This window comes from Antarctobacter heliothermus (assembly GCF_900188425.1).
GTDB lineage: Bacteria > Pseudomonadota > Alphaproteobacteria > Rhodobacterales > Rhodobacteraceae > Antarctobacter > Antarctobacter heliothermus.
Map to the genome: position 1 here is coordinate 1 of NZ_FZON01000024.1, position 22608 is coordinate 22608.

The window sequence follows — 22608 nt, forward strand, 5'->3', positions numbered from 1 at the left end:
GGCCAGCTGCTGTTCCACCTCGTCAGTCGTCTCTACGAGCGCACGTCCATCATCGTGACGACCAACCTCGACTTCGGTGAATGGCCATCGGTCTTCGGAGACGCCAAGATGACGACAGCGCTACTTGATCGCCTTACCCACCACTGCGACATCGTCGAAACCGGCAACGAGAGCTGGCGCTTCAAGACCAGGGAGTAACCCAGGCCCCGCTGGCCCGACGCGGCTGCGCTGTGTGATGGCTACACCGCATCGGGCCAGCTACCCCTGCGCAAAATAAGGGGGTCATTTTTGGGCGCCGATAGGGGGTCAGGATTGCGTGCCGATTGACATCCGCAGGATCACCATACCCGCCCCGCTTTCACCGTCGTCGTTCTTCAGCGGACCGTCGGCCGTCAGGCAGGCCCAGGTGTTGTGCGTCGCCTTGGCGAATTTCTTGCGTCGCTTAAGGTCTTTCAGAAACGCCGCAGCCGCATCCGGTGTCTCGCACGGCCCGCCGGACACCGCATAGCGCGAGCCCCGGTCGCTGATGATGTTTTCAAGGACCAGAATATCCCCGCCCCGGGCCTCTGAGGCACCGCCCGCAAGACCTTCGCCACTACGCTTACTCATCGACATGGCCCTCCCCCTGACCGCTCGTTGTCCAGCCGACCCGGGCTTTCCTTGCTGATCGCCTCAAGACGGGACATGGCCCGATCCTGCTTTGCCGACAGCCCGTCCGCAACCTCGCGCAGCGCAATGTCGGCGGCGCGGCGCAAGCCCTCGGGCAGACCTTTGCGCCAGACGGGCCAAACAGAATAGGGAAAACTTGGCGCGTCGGGGACCAGAAACAGTCCACCCTTGTCTAGACGCCGCGCGACATCCCGGACAGGCAGACACCCGGTCTGTGGTGCGCGGCGCGAGCGACGACAACTGACACCGGTCCACGGGACACGAAAAAGCCCCGGCCTTGCGGTCCGGGGCTTTGGGGTCTTGTCACAGAAACGCAGAGGGCGCGATCAGCCGTCGGCGTCTTCTTTCGCGTCCTTGGCGACTTCTTCGCCGGTGGTCTGGTCGACCATCTTCATTGCCAGACGCACTTTACCACGGTCATCAAAGCCCAGCAGCTTGACATAAACTTCCTGGCCTTCCTTCAGAACGTCCGAAGGATGGTTCAGGCGCTTGTTCTCGATCTGGCTGACGTGCACCAGACCGTCGCGCTTGCCAAAGAAGTTCACAAAGGCACCAAAGTCGACGATCTTGACGACCGTACCTTTGTAGACCTTGCCCTCTTCCGGCTCTGCCACGATCGAATAGATCATGTCGTAGGCCTTTTTGATGGACTCGCCGTCCGGCGAGGCGATCTTGATGATGCCTTCGTCGTTGATGTCGACCTTGGCGCCCGACATTTCGACGATCTCGCGGATCACCTTGCCGCCCGAACCGATCACTTCACGGATCTTGTCGGTCGGGATCTGCATGGTCTCGATGCGCGGCGCGTGAACGCTGAACTCACCGGCCGTGGTGATCGCCTTGGACATTTCGCCCAGGATGTGCAGACGACCCGTCTTGGCCTGTGCAAGCGCGGCTTTCATGATCTCGGGCGTGATACCCGCAACCTTGATGTCCATCTGCAACGAGGTGATGCCGTTTTCAGTCCCGGCCACCTTGAAGTCCATGTCGCCGAGGTGATCCTCATCACCCAGGATGTCGGACAGAATGCCGTAAGAGCCGTCCTCTTCCAGCACCAGACCCATGGCCACACCGGCCACCGGCGCCTTGAGCGGAACACCAGCGTCCATCATCGACAAGGAGCCACCGCAGACCGACGCCATAGAGCTGGAGCCGTTGGATTCGGTGATCTCGGACACGATGCGGATGGTATAGGGGAAATCCGTCGCCGCCGGCAGAACCGCCTGCAACGCACGCCATGCCAGCTTGCCGTGACCGATCTCACGACGGCCCGGGCCGCTCACACGGCCAACTTCGCCAACCGAATAGGGCGGGAAGTTGTAGTGCAGCAGGAAGTTGGATTTGAAGTTGCCATGCAGGGCGTCGATGAACTGCTCATCGTCGCCGGTGCCCAGCGTGGTCACAGCCAGTGCCTGGGTTTCACCCCGGGTGAACAGCGCCGACCCGTGGGTCCGCGGCAACAGGCCGGTTTCCGACACGATCGGGCGGATCTGGTCCAGCGCACGGCCATCGATACGGCGACCGTTCTTGACCACGTCACCGCGCAGAACCATCGACTCCAGCTTTTTCATCGCCGAGCCAAGGTTGGCATCTGCAAGCTGCTCTTCGTTCAGACCGGCCTTGATCTCTTCTTTCAGCGCAGACACGGCGGCAACACGTTCCTGCTTGTCAGAAATCGCATAGGCGGCGCGCATCTTCTCTTCGCCGAGACCTTTGACCACTTCGAACAGCGCCGAATAATCGGGCGCCTGAAAGTCAAACGGCTCTTTCGCGGCTTCCTCGGCCAGTTCGATGATCGTGTCGATCACCGGCTGGATGCTTTCATGCGCGAACATGACCGCGCCCAGCATCTCATCCTCGGTCAGCTCATAGGCCTCGGATTCGACCATCATGACCGCGTCCTTGGTGCCTGCGACAACCAGATCAAGCCGCTGCTCGGGGTTGTTGCGGAGCTGGTGCATGTCGTCGACTGTCGGGTTCAGGACGTATTCGCCGTCCTCAAAACCAACGCGTGCACAGGCGATCGGGCCACGGAACGGCGCGCCGGAAATAGTCAGCGCGGCAGAGGCGGCAATCATCGCGACGATGTCGGGGTCGTTGACCAGATCGTGGCTCAGCACGGTGCACATGACCAGAACTTCGTTCTTGAAGCCGGGCACAAACAGCGGGCGGATCGGACGGTCGATCAGGCGCGCGGTCAGCGTTTCCTTTTCGGTGGGCCGCGCCTCACGCTTGAAGAAACCGCCGGGCACCTTGCCCGCCGCATAGTATTTTTCCTGGTAGTGGACAGTCAGGGGGAAGAAATCCTGGCCTTCCTTCTGGTGCTTTGCAAACGTCACGTTGGCCATGACGGATGTTTCGCCCAATGTGGCAATGACGGTGCCGTCTGCCTGGCGGGCAACCTTGCCCGTTTCCAGCGTGAGCGTTTCTTCGCCCCACTGCAGCGTCTTCTTCACTTCTTTGAACATCAATAATCCTCTTGGAGGCACTCCCGACCCCCTTGGCCCGGGTCCTCCGATTGACTAGCGGCCCCATTGCCGCCGACCCTTTCATCATCCCATGCGCCGGGTCAGTGCGTCACGTCTCAGATGCCTGCGCCTTACAGCAGACGGCGGCCTTTGTGAAGCCGTCCAATGGCCCCACCTCCTTGGCTGCCGGGCAATTGTCCCCTGCCGTCAAAAGCTTTCGCCACGATGGCTGCGCCATGCTACAGGCCGCGCAGTTGTTTCAAGTGAAGTGCGCCCATGACCCTGCTCCAGATCACCTCTCTTCTCATTGTCCTTGCCGGGGTTTTCGGCACCATCAACTACTTTTTCTTTCGCCTGCCGTCGGCCATCGGCATCCTTGTGGTGGCTCTGTTGGCGTCGATGGCGGCGCTGGGTCTGGACCTGATGCTGCCCACGCTGGGGATTGCAGAGACGCTGCGCGACGTGGTGGCGGGTATCGATTTCTCCGACGCGCTTCTGGAGGGGATGCTGGGCCTGCTGCTGTTCGCCGGAGCCTTGCATGTGAAACTGTCAGACCTGCGCGCGGTCTGGCCCACCGTCTTGCTGATGGCGACCATCGGCGTGGCGCTGTCCACTGCCGTCATCGGTATGGGCTTTCATTGGTTGACCGGCGCGCCGATCCTGATTGCGCTGGTCTTTGGCGCGCTGATCTCTCCCACCGATCCGGTGGCGGTCATGGGTGTGCTGAAACAGGCCAATCTGCGCAAGTCGCTGGAAACACAGGTCGCTGGCGAAAGCCTGTTCAATGATGGCGTCGGCTATGTCGTGTTCCTTGTCCTTGTCGGCCTTGCCTTTCCGGCGCTGTCGCATGGCGATTCACACGGCAGCCCGGCAATGGACGCGGCCATGTTGTTTACGCAAGAGGCGCTTGGCGGTGCTGTCTTGGGCATCGTGCTGGGCTGGCTCACGTTTCGCGTCATGCGCCAAATCGACGACTACGCGCTAGAGGTGCTGCTAACGCTCGCCCTGGCCTTTGGCGGCTATGAACTGGCGATTTTCCTGCATGTTTCCGCCCCCATCGCGGCGGTTTGCGCCGGTCTGCTGATCGGCGACATCGGTGCCAAGCACGGCATGTCCGAGGAAACCCGCGAATATGTCGAAAAGTTCTGGGTGCTGGTGGATGAAATCCTGAACGCGGTCTTGTTCATGCTGATCGGAGTCGAGATCTTTGCCGTGGAACTGGAGACCGACATGCTGGTCACCGGCGTCTTGTGCATCGCGTTGGCGCTGATCGGGCGGTTGACGGCCGTGGTGGTGCCGATCCTGATGTTGAAACCGTTTCGCACCTTTGCGCCAGGCGTCATACCGATCATGACGTTGGGTGGCCTGAAGGGCGGCATCTCTGTCGCGCTGGCACTGTCGCTGCCGGACAGCGAGTGGAAACCGCTGATCCTGACCGCGACCTATGTGATCGTCGTCTTTTCGATCATTGTGCAGGGGCTGACCGTGGGCAAGCTGGCCAACCGGGTTGGGCGCGAGCCGGATCTGGTTTAGGCCTTCATTCACCGCGATACCGCAGGTTGGCCTCATGAACGAGGGTCTGCCCAGATACCCGGATCGCTGGTTGGATCAGGTGTTTTCAGCACAGGCGGTGATGAAGGGCGGCGTAATCCGCCGCTCTTTCGCCTAGGTCGAGAATGAGATCGGGCGAGAGCGGTTCGTCGCAGAGGTCCAATTGCGCGGCTTTCACCTGCTCGAAGGCGGCGGCCGGTTCATCGTGATCTGCTGTCGCGGTCCGGTGCGACGGCTGGTCTGATCCGCGACGTTGAAATGAATTTTCGTCGAAAATTCGCCTCACCCAGCCCGCAGCCCCATGGAAAACGCCCGCCTCCGGTTGGAGACGGGCGTCTGTACATTTGTCGGGAAACGTCGCGTTTAGCGGCGGATGCCCAGGCTGGAGATCAGCGACTTGTAGCGCGCTTCGTCCTTGGCCTTGAGGTAGTCCAGCAGCTTGCGGCGCTGTGCAACCATCATCAGAAGGCCACGACGCGAGTGGTTGTCCTTCTTGTGGCTCTTGAAATGTTCGGTCAGCGTGGTGATACGCGAGGTCAGGATGGCCACCTGCACTTCGGGCGAGCCGGTGTCGCCTTCCTTGGTGGCATATTCCTTCATCAGGCGGGTTTTTTCTTCCGCAGTAATCGACATCGGGGTCTCCTTTTCGGATCAAAGGGTTATGGCACAAGCCGGGATGTCGTCCAGCAAGGCCCGTGGAGAGGTCCGCACAAGCGGATGCGCGCAGGTACGCGATTCCGGACCGCTTGGCAAGGCGGCAATCCTCAGCCCCCCAGCCCCAGCGCTGCCGCGTCGCTTTCACCGACCAGAATAAGGGACGACAGTGGCGGCGCCTCATCGGTGGGCAAGTGCGCCAGCACCCTGTCGCCCAGCCTGATTTCGGTCGTATCGGGATCATCCTTGCTGATCCGCAGTTCCAGCTCCGGCTCCGACCCTGGCGTGCTGTCGTCAAACACGATCAGCAGCTGGTCTTCCGTGGCGTCATAGTCAAGCCGCTCAACCGGCTCTGACCGGGCATTTGCCATTGCATCACCAGGCACCCCCTGTTCTGGCACGGCCTCGGCAGGCTCGATCCGGAACCCGTGCAGCTTGAGCACCTCAACCGCGTCCTGCGCCTCTTTGACAGGCTCTGACGAAGCCCCCCCGGCCTCCGAAGGGGGCGTGTCCAACATGTTGATCAACCCCATGCGGTCGAACAGGGACCGCCCGTCCGCCAGCGCATCATCGTCATGCAGATGCCATGCCTCCTCTTGTTCGGGATCGACATCAAGAGTGGCTGCGACGGCGTCAAGTTCGTCGGTGTCCTCGTGAGGCGTGTCGTCGGCGTCATCGCCAATGCTGACGATGGCAACAGATCCCAGCGCCATGAGCCCCATGAGCCCGGCCAATAGATACATCGGTACTGCCCCGTTTCGCGCCCGCAGGTGGCGACGCACGGAATGCCCGGGCCACCCGAAAGGCAGCCTCGAGTGTCGCACCGCACGGTTAAACAGTGCTTACTCGGTGACCTCGATCTTGATTTCCTGGATCAGGGCGGTGGCCAGATCGCCAAGGATGGGGATGAACTCGATCTGGCTGAGCACCAGAACCGCCACCGATACCAGTGCCGTGGCCCCGACCGCCGTGCCAAGGCCCAACATCAGGCCGCGCAAGAACTGAAAGAACATCAAGCGCGGCACATTGTTGTGAATGCGCACAAAGCGATGGCTGTTCAGCAGCGCCACCTCATCGGCGAGCCGGGCGACCTCTAGGCGCAAATCGTTGTCGGTTTCAAGCGGCATAGCGCATCTCCTTTGGCCAGGGTTCCGGCAGAACCGCATAGGACACATACAGCGGGTGGCGCGGATGCCCGGCCTTTGTCAAACCCAGATGGCGTACATCACCCGACAGCAAGGCCGCCGCTTTTGCCCCGGCGCCCTGCAACGCGCCGTGCACCCCCCAGGCCGCCAGCGTCAAATCCGCAACGCCCGACCAATCCGCCAACAGTGCGGCATTCTCTGGTCCTTCGGGATCGTTGGCGCGGCGCAGATCCTCTGGCCGGGTCGCGCGATAGGCAAACAGGTTGGCAATTCGCATCGCCCCATAACCAAGCGCCCGCGTCCGCCGCTGACAGCGCTCGATGGTCGGATCGTTGTGCAACTCGCTGGCGGTCGAGGGGTTCAGCATCACAAACAGAACCTCTCCCGCATCCTCATCCCAGACCCGGCGCAACCCGTAGCGATAGGTCTCACAAGGCGAATACCACGCGGTGCTGCGTTGTCCGTCCTGATGTGCATGCCGTTCAATCATGCGGCCAAGCTGCCCCGCCCGCGCGGGACGTTCAAGGGCGATTGACATTCCGCGCCCCCTGCGGCCCCCTGCCCGCAGCCAGACGGAGCACTCCATGAACATCCAGATGATCGAGGCCGCCGCCACCCGCGCCAGCGGCATCACCCGCCGCACGCCGCTGCTGTCGGCGCAGGCGCTTGACGCCTTCGCGGGTCGACGCGTTCTGGTGAAACCCGAATGCCTGCAATGGACGGGCAGCTTCAAGTTCCGCGGCGCATGGTCGGCGTTGACCGCCCTGCCGGACGACCAGCGGGCCAAAGGCGTGATCGCCTTTTCCTCGGGCAACCACGCGCAGGGCGTGGCGCTTGCGGCGCAACGACTGGGTGTGCCTGCGGTGATCCTGATGCCCTCGGACGCCCCCGCCGCCAAGATCGACGGAACGCGATCCTACGGCGCAGAGGTGGTGCTGTATGACCGGGGCCGCGAAAGCCGCGAGAAGATCGGTGCAGAGATTGCCGCCGCCCGCGACCTGACACTGGTCAGGCCCTACGACGATCCGCAAGTCATCGCCGGTCAGGGCACCTGCGGGCTGGAGATCGCCGAACAGGCGGCAGAGCAAGGCGTGACAGAGGCCGACGTGCTGGTCTGTTGCGGCGGCGGCGGGCTAACCGCCGGGATCGCGCTGGCGCTGGAAGCGCGCGCCCCCGGCCTGCGCCCGCGCCCCGCCGAGCCGATAGGTTTTGACGACACCGCGCGGTCCCTGCGCTCTGGCCAGCGCGAAACCAACGCAACCGAGGCCGGTGGCCTGTGCGACGCGATCCTGACACCCAGCCCCGGAGAGATCACCTTTCCGATCAACGCCCGTCTCTGCGGGCCGGGCATCGTTGTCACCGACGATGAGGTGTTGCAGGCCATGGCGCTTGCGGCCCGCCACCTTAAGGTCATCGCCGAACCGGGCGGGGCCGCAGCACTTGCCGCAGCCCTGTTCCACGGCCCTGAAATAGAGGGTGACGCCGTGATCTGCACCATCTCTGGCGGCAACCTTGACCCGGATGTGCTGATCCGCGCCTTGGCCGGTTAAAAGACGGGTCCGGTATTCCTCCGCCCCCAAGGCGCGCCACAGGTGCTATAGTGTAGCCTTGGACTCAAGGGGACTACAGATGAAACGCCTTGCCTCGCTCTCTGCCGCTGTCCTGCTTTGTGCCGCCCCGGTAGGGGCGCAGGAGTTGATCGGCTTTGACCTCGACTCCTTTGGCCACACCGTGTTGTCGCGCAAGCAGTTCGGCGGTGATGCCATCCCCGAGGCCGCCTTTGGCGCCTACAACAACGAATTCATCTCGACCTATTCGGCGAAATCGATCTTTGCCAGCATCGGGCGCTCTGTCGGGCGCCTGGACGTGGCCACCGACAACGGGGTCTTTCCCTGCACCGCCTTTCTGGTTGCCGATGACCTGATCATGACGAACAACCATTGCGTCCCGGGCATCATCGACAACGACAAGGCCAATGCCACCTCTATCGTCGGGGTGCGCTTTGTCATGGGCTACACCAATGAGGGCGTGACAGAGGGCACCACCTCTTTCCTGGTCGATCCTGCCCCGGTCGAGACGTCCAAGCCGCTGGACTACACCGTCCTGCGCATCCTCGGGGACACGCCCGGACGTGATTTCGGAACCTTGCAACTGGCCTCTGCCACGCCGCTCGACAATGACCCCTACTGGATCATCGGCCACCCGATGGGCGAGGCGCAGCGCATCAGCCGTGAGAAATGCCGCGCCAACGCGCCCGCGCTGTCGGATGGCAAGCTGCTGCACACCTGCGATACGCTGCCCGGCAACTCCGGCTCGCCAGTGATTGACGCGACATCGCGGCAGGTGATCGGGCTGCATCACGCGGGATCTGCGCGCAACAGCATCAACTACGCGATCCCGATGGCGCAGATCCTTGCCAACAGCGCCGTCCTGACCGCCGCCACCGGCACCGCGCCCGCCCCAGCGCCGGACACGTCAGAGACACGCGCCTTTGCCCGCCTGTCAGAGGCGCTGGATCTGGGCGACGACAGCGCCCGCCGCGCCGCATTGGAGGCCTTGGTGGCAGAGACCCCCAACACCGCCGCCGCCCGTACGGCCACCCGCCTGATTGCCGCGATGCAGCCGGTGCCTGCCCCAGCACCGCCCGAACCCACGCAGGCCGAGCGCATGGCCGCCGATACCGACGTGCAGGACTGCGACCGCCTTGCCGGCGACCGCTATCACCCCGACCGGGCGCGCGGTCTGATGCTGGCCAAGGGCATGGTGTTCGAAGAGATCGACCCGGACCCCGCCATCGCCGCCTGCCGTCGCGCGCTGGCCAACTTTCCCGACCACCCGCGCCTGACTGGTTTTCTGGCAGAGGCCCTCAGCGCGGCAGACCGATCCGACGAAGCGTTTGCCGCCTACCGCACTGCCGCCCTCGCCGGGGATGCTATTGGTCAGGCCGGACTTGGGATCTCGTATCTCTGGGGGTTGGGAACGGACAGCGATCCGCAAACGGCACGCGAATGGCTGGAGAAATCCGCGGCCCAAGGCCACCCGATCGCCAAGACCGGCCTTGGCGTGATCTATCAATATGGACAGGGCGTCACCGCTGACCCCAACCGCGCACTGGCCCTGTTCGTCGAGGCAGCAGAGGCGGGTTATCACGGCGCACAAGACCAGTTGGGCGATCTCTACCTTACAGGCGAAATTGTCGCGCAATCGGACAAGACCGCCGCCGAATGGTTCGAGAAATCCGCCGCACAGGGCAACGCAGATGCGCAATTCAACCTTGGTCAGCTGTACATGTTGGGAACCGGCGTTGAGAAATCCGATGCCACCGCCGTCCGGCTGTTCCGCGCCGCCGCAGATCAGGATCATTCGGATGCGCAACTGGCCACTGGCAATATGTACCTGTGGGGCCGGGGCGTGACCCAATCCGAAACCGAGGCCGCCCGTTGGTACAAGACCGCAGTGGACGGCAACAACGCCGGCGCGATGTTCGCCCTTGGATGGCTTACCGAACAGGGCCGCGGCGTTGCATTTGACGCGACAGAGGCCGCACGCCTCTACGTCGCCTCGTTGAAAGCGGGCAACGACTGGTCGATCAACCGCGCAAGCGCAGACTGGCAGCCCGACACCGCCCGCGCGCTGCAACAGGCGCTGGCAACTGAGGGCGTCTATTCCGGCGCAATCGATGGCAACTTTGGCCAGCGAACACAGGAGGCAATGCGCCGCCTGTTGCCCTGATGGGCTGACTGACTTTCCCTCACCCGCAACCGGATTTTCGTGTTAACCTGCGTGACAGTCTTTCAAAGGCGAAATTGATCTCATGACTTTCAAGACCTCCCTGTTCGCAGCTCTACTGGTCGCCAGCCCCGCCCTGTCACAGGATCTGATCGGTTTTGACCTGTCTTCCTTTGGCAAGACCGTCCTGTCGAACAATCAAGCGGCAGGGAGCGACATCATGCTTGAGGCCGCTTTTGGCTCCTACAACAATGAGTTCATTGCGACCTATTCACCAAAATCGGTCTTTGCCAAGATGGGCCGCGCGGTAGGTCGGCTGGACGTGGCCACAGACGCGGGCGTCTTTCCCTGCACCGCCTTTTTGGTCGACGACGACCTGTTGATGACCAACCACCACTGCGTGCCCGGCATCCTTGACCACGACCGGGCCGGGGCCACCGCCATCGTCGGCGTGCAATTCGTCGCGGGCTACCTGCAAGAAGGCATCGAGGAAGGCAGCGAGCGTTTTCTGGTCAACCCGGTGCCGGTCGAGACCAGCAAAGAGCTGGATTACACCCTGTTGCGCATATTGGACTCCAAACCCGGCAAGCAGTACGGCACTTTGGCGCTCGCGGGAATAGACCCCGACGACAATGCGCCGTTCTGGATCATCGGCCACCCGATGGGAGAGGCGCAGCGCATCAGCCGTGAGAAATGCCGTGCCAACGCGCCTGCCCTGTCCAAGGACCGCGTATTGCACACCTGCGATACCCTACCCGGAAACTCTGGCTCTCCGGTGATCGACGCGGGCACCCAGAAGGTGATCGCGCTGCACCACGCAGGGTCCGCCCGCAACAGCATTAACTACGCGGTGCCCATGACCGCCATCCTGAGAAACAGCAGCGTGTTGAAAGCCGCCGTGAGCCAGGTTGCCCCGGTCCCGGTCAAGCCGGACCGCGACACGCAGGCCGACCGCGCTTTGGCGCGCCTGTTCGGCCTTCAGGACGACACCGCGTTTTCGGCCGGACTGGACAAGCTTATCGCCGATTTCCCCGGCACCCCGGCGGCCCGCACCGCGCGGATGCGACTGGACGGGTTGCGGCGCTCGCAAGTGGCCGCCAACGACCGCGCACAAGTGGCCAAGGCCAATGAGGCGCTGCTGGCGGCGCTGATCCTGACGGATACCGACGCTCAGCGCCGCGCGCTGGAGGAGATGTTGCGCACCTATGGCGACACCCCCCCCGCCGCTGCCGCCGCCCGCGCCACGCTGACAACGCTAAAACGTCCCAAGACTGCGGTGCCAGCCGTGCCCCCCAAGCCCGCAACACAAACCAGACCCGTTAGCACAACGGGCAGCACCGCCCGCTTTTCAGAGGGAACGGTCCTGAAAATTTCATCGCTGACTGTGCGAAATGGCCCCAACGCCACGGCTGCCGCCGTCTCTACTGTCTTTGGTCAAGTCACGCTGGGCCCATATGCCAGTAATGGCTGGTACGAGGTCGACGGGAAGTCAGGCCGGTTCGTGCATGTTCCCGACGATGCGCAGCCTGTTGCCACGTCTGACGCAACGGCCAAGGCGTCCGGCACCCTGCCCCCGAAGTCAATAACCACCCCTACTCGGATGGTCGAACAGACAACAAACGCAGCCAATGTCTACGCGCCGGGCTCCGTGCTCAAGGTGTCCCAACACTCTGTCTATGCCACCCCCTCAACCAAGGCAGACGTAAAGACCAGAATCTCCGGCTCGATTGTTCTGGGAAAGCATGTCTTTGACAACTGGTACAAGGTTCAGGATCGGGCGCGAGAATACGTGCAGGTCAGGTCGGGGCTGAAGATCCTCGTCTCCTCATCAACCGACGCGCTGACCACCACCAAAACCGTCACGGCCAAGACGTCCACCGCGCCAACATCGATGGTCGAACAGACGACAAACGCAGCCCATGTCTACGCGCCGGGCTCCGTGCTCATGGTGTCCCGCCACCCTGTCTACGACACCCCCTCGGCCCTCGGAGTGCTAAAGACCAGAATCTCTGGCTCGATTGTCCTGGGAACGCATGTCCGTGGGAATTGGTACACGATTCAGGACCGCCCGAGCGAATACGTGCCGGTCAGGTCAGGGCTGAAAATCCTCGTCTCCTCGACAGGCCAAGCGCAGACCACCGCCAAGACCGTCACGTCCACCGCGCCAACATCGATGGTCGAACAGACGACAAACGCAGCCAATGTCTACGCGCCGGGCTCCGTGCTCAAGGTGTCCCAACACTCTGTCTACGGCACCCCCTCAACCAAGGCAGAGGTAAAGATCAGAATCTCCGGCTCGATTGTTCTTGGGGAACATGTCTTTGAGAACTGGTACAAGGTTCAGGATCGAACGCGAGAGTATGTGCAGGTCAGGTCAGGGCTGAAGATCCTTGTTTCCGCAGCCTCCGACAAACGGACCACAGTAAAAACCACCGCTCCCCTGACCGCCACTGGCAGATTCTACACCGACGGCACCATCGTCAAGATCGGCATGCTCTCGGTCCGCAAAAAACCGATTTTCTACGCTCCGACGGTGTCGTCCGTATTCAATCAGGTCAAGATCGGCAGCCATGTGAAGGGCGACTGGTACACGATTCACGGCGACAGCAAGAAATTCGTGGAACTGCCTCAAGGCCTCATGATTATCAGTGGCGGCACCACCAACAAGTGACCAAGGCCGATCAGTCCAGCGCCCGCGCCTCATCCTGCAACATGACCGGAATGCCGTCGCGGATGGGATAGGCCAGCCCGGCGGCGGTGCTGATCAGTTCCTGCTTGTCCACGTCATAGCGCAGCCCGGTCTGCGTCACCGGGCAAATCAGCGCCTCCAGCATGCGGCGGTCAAATTCCGTTGTCATTGCATCAGATCCTCTTCTCCACCCCGCAGGGTGTATTCGATCAGCGTCACCAGTGTCTCGCGCCGCGTACTGAGCGACGGCGCCTCCAGCAGCGCCTGCTTGTCCTCGGGACTGAACTCCAGCAGCATCGACAGCGAATTGAGCAACAGCTCGTCATCCGCCTCTTGCAGGGTATCCCAATCCGCCGACAACTCCTTGGACATGAAGTAGCGGTTCAACAGGTTCATGAACGTACTCCGATCAAATCCGGTGTCGGTCTCGGCCCCCTGCTGGTCGCGTTCAAACCCGTCCCAGCTGACCTCACAGCGCCGATAGGGCGTGAACCCGTCGACCTCACCCTGAATGCGATACCGTGACAGCCCCGTCAGCGTGACCATATAGCGCCCGTCCTCGGTCTCGGAGAACTGGGTCACGCGACCCGCACAGCCGATCCGGTGCAACCCGTCCTCATCCCGCCCCGGGACAACGTGCGGCTGCACCATCCCGATCAGGCGCGCCTCTGTCTTGAGGCAATCATCCAGCATCGCAAGATAGCGCGGCTCGAAGATGTGAAGGGGCAGCCGCGCCCGAGGCAGCAAAAGCGCGCCGGGCAAGGGGAAGACCGGGATTGTCCCCGGCAGATCTTTGAGCCTTTTCATACCGGATAAGGTAGACTGCCCACCCGGTCAGGCAAATATCATCGAGCTCAATTTGCGCCGCCCGTGCAGGGCCACCGGATCATTGGCTTTCAGCGCGTCGAATATGGTGAACAACTGCGTCTTTGCCGCACCATCATTCCACTCGCGGTCGCGCCGAAAGATCTCCAGCAACTGATCCACTGCACCCTCTGCGTCGCCTGCGGCATACATCGCCTGCGCCAGATCGAACCTTGCCTGATGGTCCGACGGGTCGGCCTCGACCTTGGCGGTCAGTTCGGTGATCGGACCGGCATCCGCCGCCTGCCGCGCAAGCTGCAACTGCGCATGGGCCGCTTCCAGTTCGGGCGCCTTGGAAATCTCGACCGGGGCACCATTCAGGATGGCCTCCGCCTGATCCAGATCGTCCATCGCGATATGGGCCCGCACCAGACCGCCGTAGGCCCCGGCATGGGCGGGTTCCTCGCCCAGGATCGCGGCAAAGGTCTGTGCCGCGTCCACAGCCGCGCCCTGCTCCAGCATGTCCTCTGCCGCCGCAACGGCATCATCCAGCCCGCCAGAGGCCTGCACAACACGCTCGACAAAGGCCTTGATCTCAGACTGCGGCTGAGCGCCCTGAAACCCGTCAACTGGCTGGCCCTTGTAAAAGGCATAGACCGTCGGAATCGACTGGATCTGCAACTGACCGGCGATGTTCGGCGCCTGATCGACGTCGACCTTGACCATGCGCACAGCACCTTTGGCCGCCTTGACCGCGTCCTCCAGCATCGGGCCCAATGTCTTGCACGGACCGCACCAGGGCGCCCAGAAATCGACTATGACCGGCGTCTCGGCAGAGCCATCCACGACCTCGGCCATGAACTCCGCTTCCGAGACATCCTTGACCAAATTCTTGACCAAATTGTCCGCAGCCTGTTGGCCGCCACCCAGTTCCAGCATCTCGCCCCCATAAGGTTGACTTTGTATCGAACCGTAGATGGCGCAGGGGGGGCAAGGATGCAAGGGGAGCACGCCAGCGGCCGGCGGCGAGCTGTACGGGTGGGCGGATCACCCGACACAACTTAAAATTGATTTTTGGCGGTTTTTGTGTATTCTGAACCCATTCAAGATTGTGAGTGCGCCGCCATCAGCGGTCTTTTTATCAAAGCAATTTTTGCTCCAAAGGAGAATGAAGGTGACAGATTTCACCGAGCTCAGCCGTGCTGCGGCACGCCATACCCGCATTGTCGATACCGTCATGATGCACAGCCTGCCAATCCTGATGCGTTGGCCCCACCCGAACCCATTGTGCGATTTCCTTTGCCATGCGCAGCCACACCCGCTTCCTGAAAAGGCCACGGTTGCAGAAAAAATCTCGGTCTGGCAGCGCGGCGAAACCGCGTTGCGCATCGCCTTGGCCGACCCCGCGCTGCCGCGCTCCGCCCGGTCGGAAATGGCCGAGGTCATCGGCGGCCTTGTTTCTATGAGGGAGGCCCTGCCGCGCCTCGAAGAGGAATTGGCCCCCTTTTTCGAAGACTTCGATGCCGGTCGGCCAGAGATTGAGACCCTCTCTGACATCGCGGACAGCCTGCGCGTGCTGCGGCGCAAGCTGCGCGGAAAACCAGACTGCGCCGTCGGCGTTGATGTTGCCCTGGCAATGCTGGAGGATGGCGCGGACACCATCTACGACCCCCGTCATCCCTACTACAGGATGCTTGGGATGTTGGACCGGGTCGGCCCCTCCAAGACACCGACCGACCCGCAGGATGTCCCCGACGTTCAGGCCAAGGGTTTCCTCGGATCCATCGGGGACGCCCTGTCCTCGGCAGCCGACTATGTGCTGGACACGGCATGGGAGGACGTCAAGGGCGCCGCAGTGGGTGCAGGCGCCGGTGCGCTTGGCGCATGGGCCACCGGCGGAGGGTCCGCAGCCGCCGGAGCGGTCGTGGGCGGGGCCGCAAAATCCGGTGCCAAGGTCGTCGAAGACACAGAAGATTCAGTAAAAGGAAAGGGCAAAGGCAAGGGCAAAGGGAAATGACGCGCCCCGGCGCGGGCGTCTCATGTCCCGCCGGTCCATGCCTTTCCCGTCCTCGTGCCCTGTACCCCCCTGCGGCCTCACATGCCATCCAGCCGATCGCACTTGGCCATGTCGGTGGCAGCTTGGCACAAATCCCAGCCCCTTTGCCGGGGCGATGTGCGCCATCCGGTTGCCAAACGGCCAACAGCCCCCACACACCGCGTGCGCAGGGGTTGTGCATGTCCGGAGCATCGGACGGGTCGTTAGTGTCTTACAGGTCAAACGTGGCAAAGACCGGCGCGTGGTCAGACGGCTTTTCCCACCCCCGCGCGTGGCGCAAGACGCGGCTGGAATGTGAGGCGTTCACAATGTCCGGCGTGGCCCAGACATGGTCCAGCCGCCGCCCCTTGTCGGCCTCGTCCCAGTCCCGCGCGCGGTAGGACCACCAGCTGTACAGCTTGCCCACGGGCACATCCTTGCGGGTGACATCCACCCAGCCCCCAGCCTCCTGGGCCTGTTCCAGCGCCTCGACCTCGACCGGCGTATGAGAGATCACCTTGAGCATCTTCTTGTGATCCCAGACATCGTCTTCCAGCGGGGCAATGTTCAGATCCCCCACCAGCACCGCCTTTTCGGGACGCTCAGCGGCAAACCAGTCACGCATCTCGGCGACGTAGTCCAGCTTTTGACCGAACTTCACGTTCTTTTCCCGGTCCGGCACATCGCCACCCGCCGGGACGTAAAAATTGTGGATCGTCGTCCCGTTTTCCAGCTTCGCCGCCACATGACGCGCGTGCCCGAGGTTGGCGAAATCCTTGTCGCCCACGTCCTCCAGCGGCCGTTTGGACAGGATCGCAACCCCATTGTACCCCTTCTCCCCCCGCGCCACCATGTAGTGGTAGCCTAGGGCCGCGAACACATCATGCGGGATCTTTTCCACCGGCGACTTGCACTCTTGCAGGCACAGAACGTCCGGTGCCTCCTCAGACAACAGCTTTTCGACCAGCCCCGCCCGCAGGCGGACCGAATTGATGTTCCAGGTGGCAAGGGTAAACGGCATGTGGGTTCTCCGGATTTGTTGGCTCAAGACTGCCAAGCCCGCCCGCCGCGCGCAACCGCGCCCGGACGGGCGATGTTTCGACGGGCCCCCGCCTGCTAGATGATTTCGTCTTCGTCGTACAAGGGCGGCGCGTCCAGATCGTCCTCGAACCGTTCCGCCGCCGCCTCGGCCCGAGCCATTTCGCGCGGTTCAGCGACATGAAACAGGGCATCGCCCTCATTGACCACGGGCAGGTCCGACCGGCCGATCACGATTCCGGTGACATCTGCCAACACTTCTGCCTCACGCTCTCCGAACGGGTCGGACACCACGCCAAGCACTTGACCTTTTTCAACAAAATCGCCGCGCCGCTTCAGTGTGCGCAGCAGTCCGCCAGACGGCGCGCGCATCCAGGAGGACCGCTCGCAATAGACCGATGCGCCGCGCGCCCGTGGCACACCGCGCCCGGTGATCATCTCCAGCTTGGCCATGACCCGCAGAATGCCCGCGACCCCGGTCCGCGCCGCATGTTCGTCAAACCGCAGCCCCTCCCCGGCTTCGAACAGCAGCAGATCCACTCCCGCCTCGGACGCGGCCAACCGCAGCGATCCTTCGCGCGTCTTGGAGGTCATTGTCACCGGCGCGGCAAAGACCTCGCCCAGCTCGCGCAGACGCGGATTGCCGGGGGTCAGGCGGATTTGCGGCAGGTTCGTCCGGCCCACGGCCGCGGAATGCAGATCAATGCCAACGTCGCAGCGTGTCACGATCTCGGTCAGAAACAGATGCGCCAGCCGCGCTGCCAGAGACCCCGCAGGAGAACCCGGAAAACACCGGTTCAGGTCGCGCCGATCCGGCAGATACCGCGATCTGTTGATAAACCCGAATGAGTTCACAATCGGCACAGCCACCAGCGTACCAGACATCCGCGATAGCGGCGCGGCACGCAACAGACGCCGCACGATCTCTGCCCCGATGACCTCATCGCCGTGAACGCCGGCAGAGACAAACATCACGGGGCCGGGCCGCTTGGAGTGTATGACGTGGGCCGACAGCGTGACCGGTGAATGATCCGACAACACCGAAACCGGCAAGTCCACCGTGCGCCGACTGCCAGCCGCAATGGACTCATCCCCAAGGATGAAGGGTTCTCTCATGACCGCACCTCCTGCCTTTCGGATTAGGCGCGGCGCGCGGTTTAGGCAAGCACCGGGACGCACAAATAAAGAGGGCGCCCCAATGGGACGCCCTCAAGGTCGCGCGGATCAGGGATCAATGATCAGGCAGGCATCTTTGTCGTGCGCAGATAGGGCAGCACGGCATTGACCTCACCGAACTTTTCCTTGGCCTGCTCGTCGTTCAGGGACATCGCCACGATCACGTCCTGCCCGTATTCCCAGTTCGCCGGGGTTGCGATCGGGGTCTCATAGGTGGCTTGCAGCGCGTCCAGTGCGCGCAGCACTTCGGCAAAGTTGCGGCCCACCGACATCGGGTAGGTCATCATCAGCTGCACCTTCTTGTTCGGTGCAATGATAAAGACAGAGCGCACGGTGGCGCTGTCCGCCGGGGTGCGGCCATCGGGCAGGTAGGCGTCGGCGGGCAGCATGTCCAGCGCCTTGGCCACCGCCAGATCCTCATCCGCGATGATCGGGAAACCGGCGGGCGCGCCGGATGTCTTTTCGATGTCGCCTTTCCACTGCTTGTGCTCGTCCACACCGTCAACGGAAATGCCCATCACCTTGGTGCCGCGCTTGTCCCATTCCGCCGCCAGTTGCGCCACGGCGCCGAACTCGGTGGTGCAGACCGGGGTGAAATCCTTGGGGTGCGAAAACAGGATCGCCCAGCTGTCGCCGATCCAGTCATGCAGCACGACCTCTCCCAGATCGGTTGTCACGGTGAGGTTGGGGATCACGTCGTTGATACGCAGTGCCATGGTAAGATGTCCTTTCCTGTCCGAAAAACTCGGGTTTGGCTTACAGGGCTTAGATATATTCTGATAAAGAGATGTAAAGCCCCGCCTTGCACCCCGACGGGCGGGGTGACAGAGTGCCGCAAAATCGGCCGCCGCCTTGTAGGTATGATCCCAAGGACCACATGTCGATAGCTTTCAACGCAGGAGTAGAGCGATGATCGAGAAACGCCAATTCTATATCAATGGCGCCTGGGTAGAGGCGCTGGCCGGCACGGCGCATGACGTGATCGACCCGTCGACCGAAGAGGCCTGCGCGGTGATCTCCCTTGGCGGCGAGGCCGACACCAACGCCGCCGTGGCTGCCGCCAAGGCCGCCCTTCCCGGCTGGATGGCAACCCCTGTCGAGGACCGCATCGCCGCGCTGGAACGGGTGTACGCAGCCTACAAGGCGCGGGTCGCGGATCTGGGCCCTGCAATCAGCATGGAGATGGGAGCCCCCATCGACATGGCGTCCTCACAACAGGTCGGGGCCGGGCTGTACCACCTCAAGAACTTCATCACCGCCGCCAAAGCGTTCCCGTGGGAGGCGCCCCTGGGCGATCACGCCCCGAATGATCGCATCATCCATGAGGCCGTCGGCGTTTGCGCCCTGATCACGCCGTGGAACTGGCCGATGAACCAGATCACGCTCAAGGTCGGTGCGGCACTGGTGGCGGGCAACACGATGGTGCTGAAGCCGTCCGAGGAAAGCCCGCTGGACGCGATGATCTTTGCCGAGATCATGGACGCCGCAGACCTGCCGCCGGGGGTCTTCAACCTTGTGAACGGCGATGGCGCGGGCGTTGGCAGCCAGCTTTCGTCGCATCCGGACGTGGATATGGTCAGCTTTACCGGCTCGACCCGCGCCGGGCGGCTGATCTCGATCGCGGCCGCTGACACGCTCAAACGCGTGCATCTGGAACTGGGCGGCAAGGGTGCGAACCTTGTGTTTGCCGATGCGGACGAAAAGGCGGTCAAGCGCGGCGTCCTGCACATGATGAACAACACCGGGCAAAGCTGTAATGCACCCAGCCGCATGGTGGTCGAGGCGTCGCGCTATGACGCCGCCGTGGAAGAGGCGGCAGCGGTTGCTGGCAAGGTCACCGTTGGCCCCGCCTCTGAGGAGGGGCGCCACATCGGGCCCGTTGTGAACGGCAGCCAGTGGGAAAAGATCCAGGCGCTGATCGAAAAGGGCATCGCCGAAGGGGCGCGTCTGGTTGCGGGCGGTCCGGGGCGGCCCGAGGGCTTCAACAAGGGGTTCTATGTGCGGCCCACCGTCTTTGCCGACGTGACCAACGACATGACCATCGCGCAGGAGGAAATCTTTGGCCCGGTGCTGTCGATCCTGAAGTTCGAGAGCGAAGAAGAGGCAGTTCAGATCGCCAACGATACGCCCTATGGGCTGACCAATTACGTTCAGAGTTCCGACCCTGAGCGGCGTCAGCGTTTGGCGCGGCAGTTGCGGTCCGGCATGGTCGAGATGAATGGAGAGAGCCGTGGTGCGGGCGCGCCCTTTGGCGGCATGAAAATGTCGGGCAATGGCCGCGAGGGTGGCAGCTGGGGCATCCATGACTTTGTCGAGGTGAAAGCCGTCTCTGGCTGGGCTGCTGAATAAAGCACCCGCCCTAAGGCTGTCCACGCGTGGACAGCCTTGCGACTACGAAATATCAATGGGTTACAGAGGCGTTTTAACGAATACTTAGGAAACCGGGCCTTGTGAGGGGCCCGGTTTTTGCATCTTCAATGCACCCCGGAGGCACGTTCGCACTGATGACGTCGGTGTCCGAATTTCAGGCGGGGAGCACATACCTCCCGACTGTCAGTAGCCGGGTCCGACCCAGCCGGAATAGCTCTCGCCTTCGTCATTTTTTGCCGTGCAAAGGGTGCCGACCGGGCGCGGCGCGCCGCTCAGCGGAGTGCGAAAGGATTCGTTCACGCAGCGGTCTCCCTTGTCGGTGACATGCAGGCACTCGCCAACGATCTGGATGAAGCCCGGACCGCAGTAATCCGAGCATCCCGCTTCGACGCAGGTCTGGGCGGCCGACGGCGAGGGCATCGCACCGACCGACGCCGCGAGCACCGCAAAAGATAAAAATTTCCTGATCATGTTAATTCCTTTCATCTGGAGCATTCCCGTCAACGGAACCCGAGTGCGTGGACCACGCGAATTCCTGACGCTCAGTACCCAGAGCAAACAGAGGCGCTTAATGAGACGAGTGCTTGGCGCGGGACAGACTGGGTGCCTGGGTAATCCTGGTGGACCGCCCCCCAGCTCCACGTTGGTGAGGCACCACATCTGATGGTCAGAGCGCCACCGAAATCCCCCACCTTGCCTTCGCCTTTGACAGTCACAGAGCAAGACCCGTCGGCGTTGGAATTCACGTTTTCGACCCACCAGTTCTGACTGTAGACACCTTCGAGGTCTTCGGTATAAGCCCCTCCTCCCCAGCAGGCCGCGTTTGCCGCTGATGAAGCAAATGCCCCGATCAGCAAAGCAATTGTAAGTCTGAAGGTCATGTTGTCCGCTCCCCATTCCAGGTTGCGCAAAGCCAAGAGGCCGCAACCGAAAGGCGCAAACACCGCTGCTTTGGCCGACATTCCCTAGCGGAATGCCCCCTTTCGATTAAGGGGCAAGGGTGCGCACCGGTCAAGATTCCTGTGCGTATCTCATGGCAGCCCTCTGGGGCGGCCTGCGGGATAGCGTGGCATATGGTGACGCCGCTTGGGTGTGCTTCTGGGTGAGGTCCGGGACGGGTCTAGAACGGCGGCGGGGCGCGGAATCTCATGCCTTTGCCGCTTTCGGGATGGTTCACGCGCAGTTCCTCGGCGTGCAGCATCATGCGGGGGTATTGATCCGCCGTCTCTGGCGCATAGAGCGTATCGCCAAGGATCGGATGGCCCAGCGCCAGCGTATGCACCCGCAACTGGTGGCTGCGGCCCGTGTGCGGGAACAGCCGCACGCGGGTTTCCGTGTCCGAGGCTTTCAGCACCTTCCAGAGGGTCAGGGAGGGCTTGCCCGTCTCGTGGCAGACCATCTGCCGGGGCCGGTTGGGCCAGTCGACGATCAGCGGCAGGTCCACCTCTCCCTTTGAGGGCTGTAGCCGTCCTTGCAGACGGGCCAGATAGGTTTTTTTCGTCTTGCGGGTTTCAAACTGAAGGTTGAGGTGCCGCTGCGCATGCGGCGTCAGGGCAAAGACCATCACGCCCGATGTGTCCCGGTCCAGCCGGTGCACCAGCCGCGCGGTGGGAAACGCCTTTTCCAGACGGTGCAGCAGGCAATCCTGCAGGTCTTCGGTCTTGCCCGGGACGGACAACAGGCCGGCGGGTTTGTCGACAAGCAGCAGGTCGCTGTCCTCATACAGGACAGGGATTTCGCCGGAGGGAGGATTGTATTCGGACATCCGCCTCTGGTGCCAGAGGCCACGCCCCGCCGCAACCCGCCTAAACCGCCGTAGCCCTGGCCGCTACAACCCCGGTGTGCCGGTCAGCCTGTAGGCCACGTCATGGGTGGCGCAATCCTTGAGCACGGCAGAGAAGGTATCCCCGCCCTCCCCGAAGGTGATCGTGACCAGACCCCAGTTACGCGCGGTCTGGCCGTTGGGATCACGCGCGCCAAGGCCGCAGTCACCGTCTTCGTAGTCGTACCAGATGCCGCCGAAGGTCTTGCCCGACAATTCGTCAAGTGTGTGCAACTGGCTGGTCCCGTCGACGAAGATCTTGAACGTGGGGTCGATATCCGAAGAGGACCCGACAAAGAACTGGTAGACGCTGTAGGTTTCGACGGTGGTTTCCCAGTAGAGGGTGCCCATGTCGGTTTCCCACCAGATATCGGCGCGGACGGGGGCGGCGAGCAGGGCCGCCCCGACCGCCCCGGCGATGAGGGTCTTGGTGGTGATCATGGTGATGGCCTTTCCCT

General features: G+C 62.6%; 20 protein-coding genes and 2 pseudogenes. 7 read left to right on the plus strand and 15 right to left on the minus strand.

Annotated features, from left to right (window positions below; all coding sequences use genetic code 11):
* Positions 1 to 198, plus strand: a pseudogene (gene istB / locus CHB90_RS13220) (IS21-like element ISPkr1 family helper ATPase IstB); the annotation flags it as partial.
* Positions 199 to 327: 129 nt separating this feature from the next.
* Here the strand turns inward: istB and CHB90_RS13225 are convergent.
* Both CHB90_RS13225 and pnp read right to left on the minus strand, forming a co-directional pair.
* Positions 328 to 549 (minus strand): annotated as a pseudogene (locus CHB90_RS13225) (YigZ family protein); the annotation flags it as partial.
* A 446-nt stretch (positions 550 to 995) separates the two neighbouring features.
* Entirely contained in the window at positions 996 to 3137 is a 2142-nt protein-coding gene (gene pnp, locus CHB90_RS13230) for a polyribonucleotide nucleotidyltransferase (RefSeq protein WP_089278347.1), read from the minus strand.
* A 276-nt stretch (positions 3138 to 3413) separates the two neighbouring features.
* Here pnp and CHB90_RS13235 point away from each other — a divergent pair, with 276 nt between their 5' ends.
* Positions 3414 to 4670: a cation:proton antiporter gene (locus CHB90_RS13235; RefSeq protein ID WP_089278348.1), complete on the plus strand. Its 1257-nt coding sequence runs from the start codon at positions 3414 to 3416 to the stop codon at positions 4668 to 4670.
* A gap of 381 nt (positions 4671 to 5051) precedes the next feature.
* Here the strand turns inward: CHB90_RS13235 and rpsO are convergent, their stop codons facing one another.
* The 4 genes from rpsO to CHB90_RS13255 form a co-directional block, all read right to left on the minus strand.
* On the minus strand, positions 5052 to 5321 hold the full coding sequence (rpsO, locus tag CHB90_RS13240) for a 30S ribosomal protein S15 (RefSeq protein WP_089278349.1): 270 nt from the start codon (positions 5319 to 5321) through the stop codon (positions 5052 to 5054).
* A gap of 131 nt (positions 5322 to 5452) precedes the next feature.
* Positions 5453 to 6085, minus strand: coding sequence for a hypothetical protein (locus tag CHB90_RS13245; RefSeq protein ID WP_089278350.1), 633 nt, complete (start codon positions 6083 to 6085; stop codon positions 5453 to 5455).
* A gap of 99 nt (positions 6086 to 6184) precedes the next feature.
* The gene (locus tag CHB90_RS13250) at positions 6185 to 6469 is read right to left on the minus strand and encodes a DUF5665 domain-containing protein (protein WP_089278351.1); all 285 of its coding nucleotides are present in this window, start codon (positions 6467 to 6469) and stop codon (positions 6185 to 6187) included.
* Positions 6459 to 6977, minus strand: a complete 519-nt coding sequence (locus CHB90_RS13255; protein ID WP_089278407.1) for a DUF1643 domain-containing protein — start codon at positions 6975 to 6977, stop codon at positions 6459 to 6461. Before CHB90_RS13255 ends, CHB90_RS13250 begins: the two co-directional genes overlap by 11 nt.
* 94 nt (positions 6978 to 7071) lie before the next feature.
* On the opposite strand from CHB90_RS13255, the gene CHB90_RS13260 reads away from it, so the two are divergent.
* The 3 genes from CHB90_RS13260 to CHB90_RS13270 all read left to right on the plus strand — a co-directional run bounded on the left by CHB90_RS13260 (position 7072) and on the right by CHB90_RS13270 (position 12887).
* Positions 7072 to 8037 carry a threonine ammonia-lyase gene (locus tag CHB90_RS13260; RefSeq protein ID WP_089278352.1) on the plus strand — a complete coding sequence of 322 codons (966 nt, stop codon included), beginning with the start codon at positions 7072 to 7074 and terminating at the stop codon, positions 8035 to 8037.
* Between the two features lie 79 nt (positions 8038 to 8116).
* Positions 8117 to 10219 (plus strand): trypsin-like peptidase domain-containing protein, encoded by a 2103-nt coding sequence (locus tag CHB90_RS13265; RefSeq protein ID WP_089278353.1) that lies wholly within the window; start codon positions 8117 to 8119, stop codon positions 10217 to 10219.
* 82 nt (positions 10220 to 10301) lie between these two features.
* Positions 10302 to 12887 carry a trypsin-like serine peptidase gene (locus CHB90_RS13270; RefSeq protein ID WP_089278354.1) on the plus strand — a complete coding sequence of 862 codons (2586 nt, stop codon included), beginning with the start codon at positions 10302 to 10304 and terminating at the stop codon, positions 12885 to 12887.
* Between the two features lie 10 nt (positions 12888 to 12897).
* On the opposite strand, the gene CHB90_RS13275 is transcribed toward CHB90_RS13270, so the two are convergent.
* The 3 genes from CHB90_RS13275 to trxA are packed head-to-tail and all read right to left on the minus strand — an operon-like array spanning position 12898 to position 14648.
* Positions 12898 to 13074 carry a Trm112 family protein gene (locus CHB90_RS13275; protein ID WP_089278355.1) on the minus strand — a complete coding sequence of 59 codons (177 nt, stop codon included), beginning with the start codon at positions 13072 to 13074 and terminating at the stop codon, positions 12898 to 12900.
* Positions 13071 to 13712 (minus strand): LON peptidase substrate-binding domain-containing protein, encoded by a 642-nt coding sequence (locus CHB90_RS13280; protein WP_089278356.1) that lies wholly within the window; start codon positions 13710 to 13712, stop codon positions 13071 to 13073. Before CHB90_RS13280 ends, CHB90_RS13275 begins: the two co-directional genes overlap by 4 nt.
* Before the next feature lie 27 nt (positions 13713 to 13739).
* The gene (trxA, locus tag CHB90_RS13285; RefSeq protein WP_089278357.1) at positions 13740 to 14648 is read right to left on the minus strand and encodes a thioredoxin; all 909 of its coding nucleotides are present in this window, start codon (positions 14646 to 14648) and stop codon (positions 13740 to 13742) included.
* 235 nt (positions 14649 to 14883) lie between these two features.
* On the opposite strand from trxA, the gene CHB90_RS13290 reads away from it, so the two are divergent.
* Positions 14884 to 15726, plus strand: coding sequence for a hypothetical protein (locus CHB90_RS13290; protein WP_141135877.1), 843 nt, complete (start codon positions 14884 to 14886; stop codon positions 15724 to 15726).
* 250 nt (positions 15727 to 15976) lie between these two features.
* Here CHB90_RS13290 and CHB90_RS13295 read toward each other — a convergent pair whose 3' ends face one another.
* From CHB90_RS13295 to CHB90_RS13305, 3 genes are all read right to left on the minus strand, one after another.
* Positions 15977 to 16765, minus strand: coding sequence for an exodeoxyribonuclease III (locus CHB90_RS13295; RefSeq protein WP_089278359.1), 789 nt, complete (start codon positions 16763 to 16765; stop codon positions 15977 to 15979).
* Between the two features lie 95 nt (positions 16766 to 16860).
* Positions 16861 to 17898, minus strand: coding sequence for a succinylglutamate desuccinylase/aspartoacylase family protein (locus CHB90_RS13300; protein ID WP_089278360.1), 1038 nt, complete (start codon positions 17896 to 17898; stop codon positions 16861 to 16863).
* 122 nt (positions 17899 to 18020) lie between these two features.
* Positions 18021 to 18674 (minus strand): peroxiredoxin, encoded by a 654-nt coding sequence (locus CHB90_RS13305; protein WP_089278361.1) that lies wholly within the window; start codon positions 18672 to 18674, stop codon positions 18021 to 18023.
* A gap of 193 nt (positions 18675 to 18867) precedes the next feature.
* Between CHB90_RS13305 and CHB90_RS13310 the strand changes: the two genes are divergently transcribed.
* Entirely contained in the window at positions 18868 to 20307 is a 1440-nt protein-coding gene (locus CHB90_RS13310; protein WP_089278362.1) for an aldehyde dehydrogenase family protein, read from the plus strand.
* Between the two features lie 204 nt (positions 20308 to 20511).
* On the opposite strand, the gene CHB90_RS13315 is transcribed toward CHB90_RS13310, so the two are convergent.
* From CHB90_RS13315 to CHB90_RS13325, 3 genes are all read right to left on the minus strand, one after another.
* The gene (locus tag CHB90_RS13315; RefSeq protein WP_141135878.1) at positions 20512 to 20814 is read right to left on the minus strand and encodes a hypothetical protein; all 303 of its coding nucleotides are present in this window, start codon (positions 20812 to 20814) and stop codon (positions 20512 to 20514) included.
* 634 nt (positions 20815 to 21448) lie between these two features.
* Positions 21449 to 22093 carry an RluA family pseudouridine synthase gene (locus CHB90_RS13320; protein WP_089278364.1) on the minus strand — a complete coding sequence of 215 codons (645 nt, stop codon included), beginning with the start codon at positions 22091 to 22093 and terminating at the stop codon, positions 21449 to 21451.
* Positions 22094 to 22156: 63 nt separating this feature from the next.
* Positions 22157 to 22591, minus strand: a complete 435-nt coding sequence (locus tag CHB90_RS13325) for a hypothetical protein (protein ID WP_089278365.1) — start codon at positions 22589 to 22591, stop codon at positions 22157 to 22159.
* Positions 22592 to 22608 lie beyond the last annotated feature (17 nt).

Bases quoted from the DNA above. Each gene is read 5' to 3' on its own strand.
- pnp (WP_089278347.1), bottom strand. From the start codon at position 3,137: ATGTTCAAAGAAGTGAAGAAGACGCTGCAGTGGGGCGAAGAAACGCTC.
- CHB90_RS13280 (WP_089278356.1), bottom strand. From the start codon at position 13,712: ATGAAAAGGCTCAAAGATCTGCCGGGGACAATCCCGGTCTTCCCCTTG.
- CHB90_RS13305 (WP_089278361.1), bottom strand. From the start codon at position 18,674: ATGGCACTGCGTATCAACGACGTGATCCCCAACCTCACCGTGACAACC.
- CHB90_RS13255 (WP_089278407.1), bottom strand. From the start codon at position 6,977: ATGATTGAACGGCATGCACATCAGGACGGACAACGCAGCACCGCGTGG.
- CHB90_RS13265 (WP_089278353.1), top strand. From the start codon at position 8,117: ATGAAACGCCTTGCCTCGCTCTCTGCCGCTGTCCTGCTTTGTGCCGCC.
- CHB90_RS13235 (WP_089278348.1), top strand. From the start codon at position 3,414: ATGACCCTGCTCCAGATCACCTCTCTTCTCATTGTCCTTGCCGGGGTT.
- CHB90_RS13300 (WP_089278360.1), bottom strand. From the start codon at position 17,898: ATGAGAGAACCCTTCATCCTTGGGGATGAGTCCATTGCGGCTGGCAGT.
- CHB90_RS13275 (WP_089278355.1), bottom strand. From the start codon at position 13,074: ATGACAACGGAATTTGACCGCCGCATGCTGGAGGCGCTGATTTGCCCG.
- rpsO (WP_089278349.1), bottom strand. From the start codon at position 5,321: ATGTCGATTACTGCGGAAGAAAAAACCCGCCTGATGAAGGAATATGCC.
- CHB90_RS13295 (WP_089278359.1), bottom strand. From the start codon at position 16,765: ATGCCGTTTACCCTTGCCACCTGGAACATCAATTCGGTCCGCCTGCGG.
- CHB90_RS13325 (WP_089278365.1), bottom strand. From the start codon at position 22,591: ATGATCACCACCAAGACCCTCATCGCCGGGGCGGTCGGGGCGGCCCTG.
- CHB90_RS13270 (WP_089278354.1), top strand. From the start codon at position 10,302: ATGACTTTCAAGACCTCCCTGTTCGCAGCTCTACTGGTCGCCAGCCCC.
- CHB90_RS13260 (WP_089278352.1), top strand. From the start codon at position 7,072: ATGAACATCCAGATGATCGAGGCCGCCGCCACCCGCGCCAGCGGCATC.
- trxA (WP_089278357.1), bottom strand. From the start codon at position 14,648: ATGCTGGAACTGGGTGGCGGCCAACAGGCTGCGGACAATTTGGTCAAG.
- CHB90_RS13320 (WP_089278364.1), bottom strand. From the start codon at position 22,093: ATGTCCGAATACAATCCTCCCTCCGGCGAAATCCCTGTCCTGTATGAG.
- CHB90_RS13250 (WP_089278351.1), bottom strand. From the start codon at position 6,469: ATGCCGCTTGAAACCGACAACGATTTGCGCCTAGAGGTCGCCCGGCTC.
- CHB90_RS13245 (WP_089278350.1), bottom strand. From the start codon at position 6,085: ATGTATCTATTGGCCGGGCTCATGGGGCTCATGGCGCTGGGATCTGTT.
- CHB90_RS13310 (WP_089278362.1), top strand. From the start codon at position 18,868: ATGATCGAGAAACGCCAATTCTATATCAATGGCGCCTGGGTAGAGGCG.
- CHB90_RS13315 (WP_141135878.1), bottom strand. From the start codon at position 20,814: ATGAAAGGAATTAACATGATCAGGAAATTTTTATCTTTTGCGGTGCTC.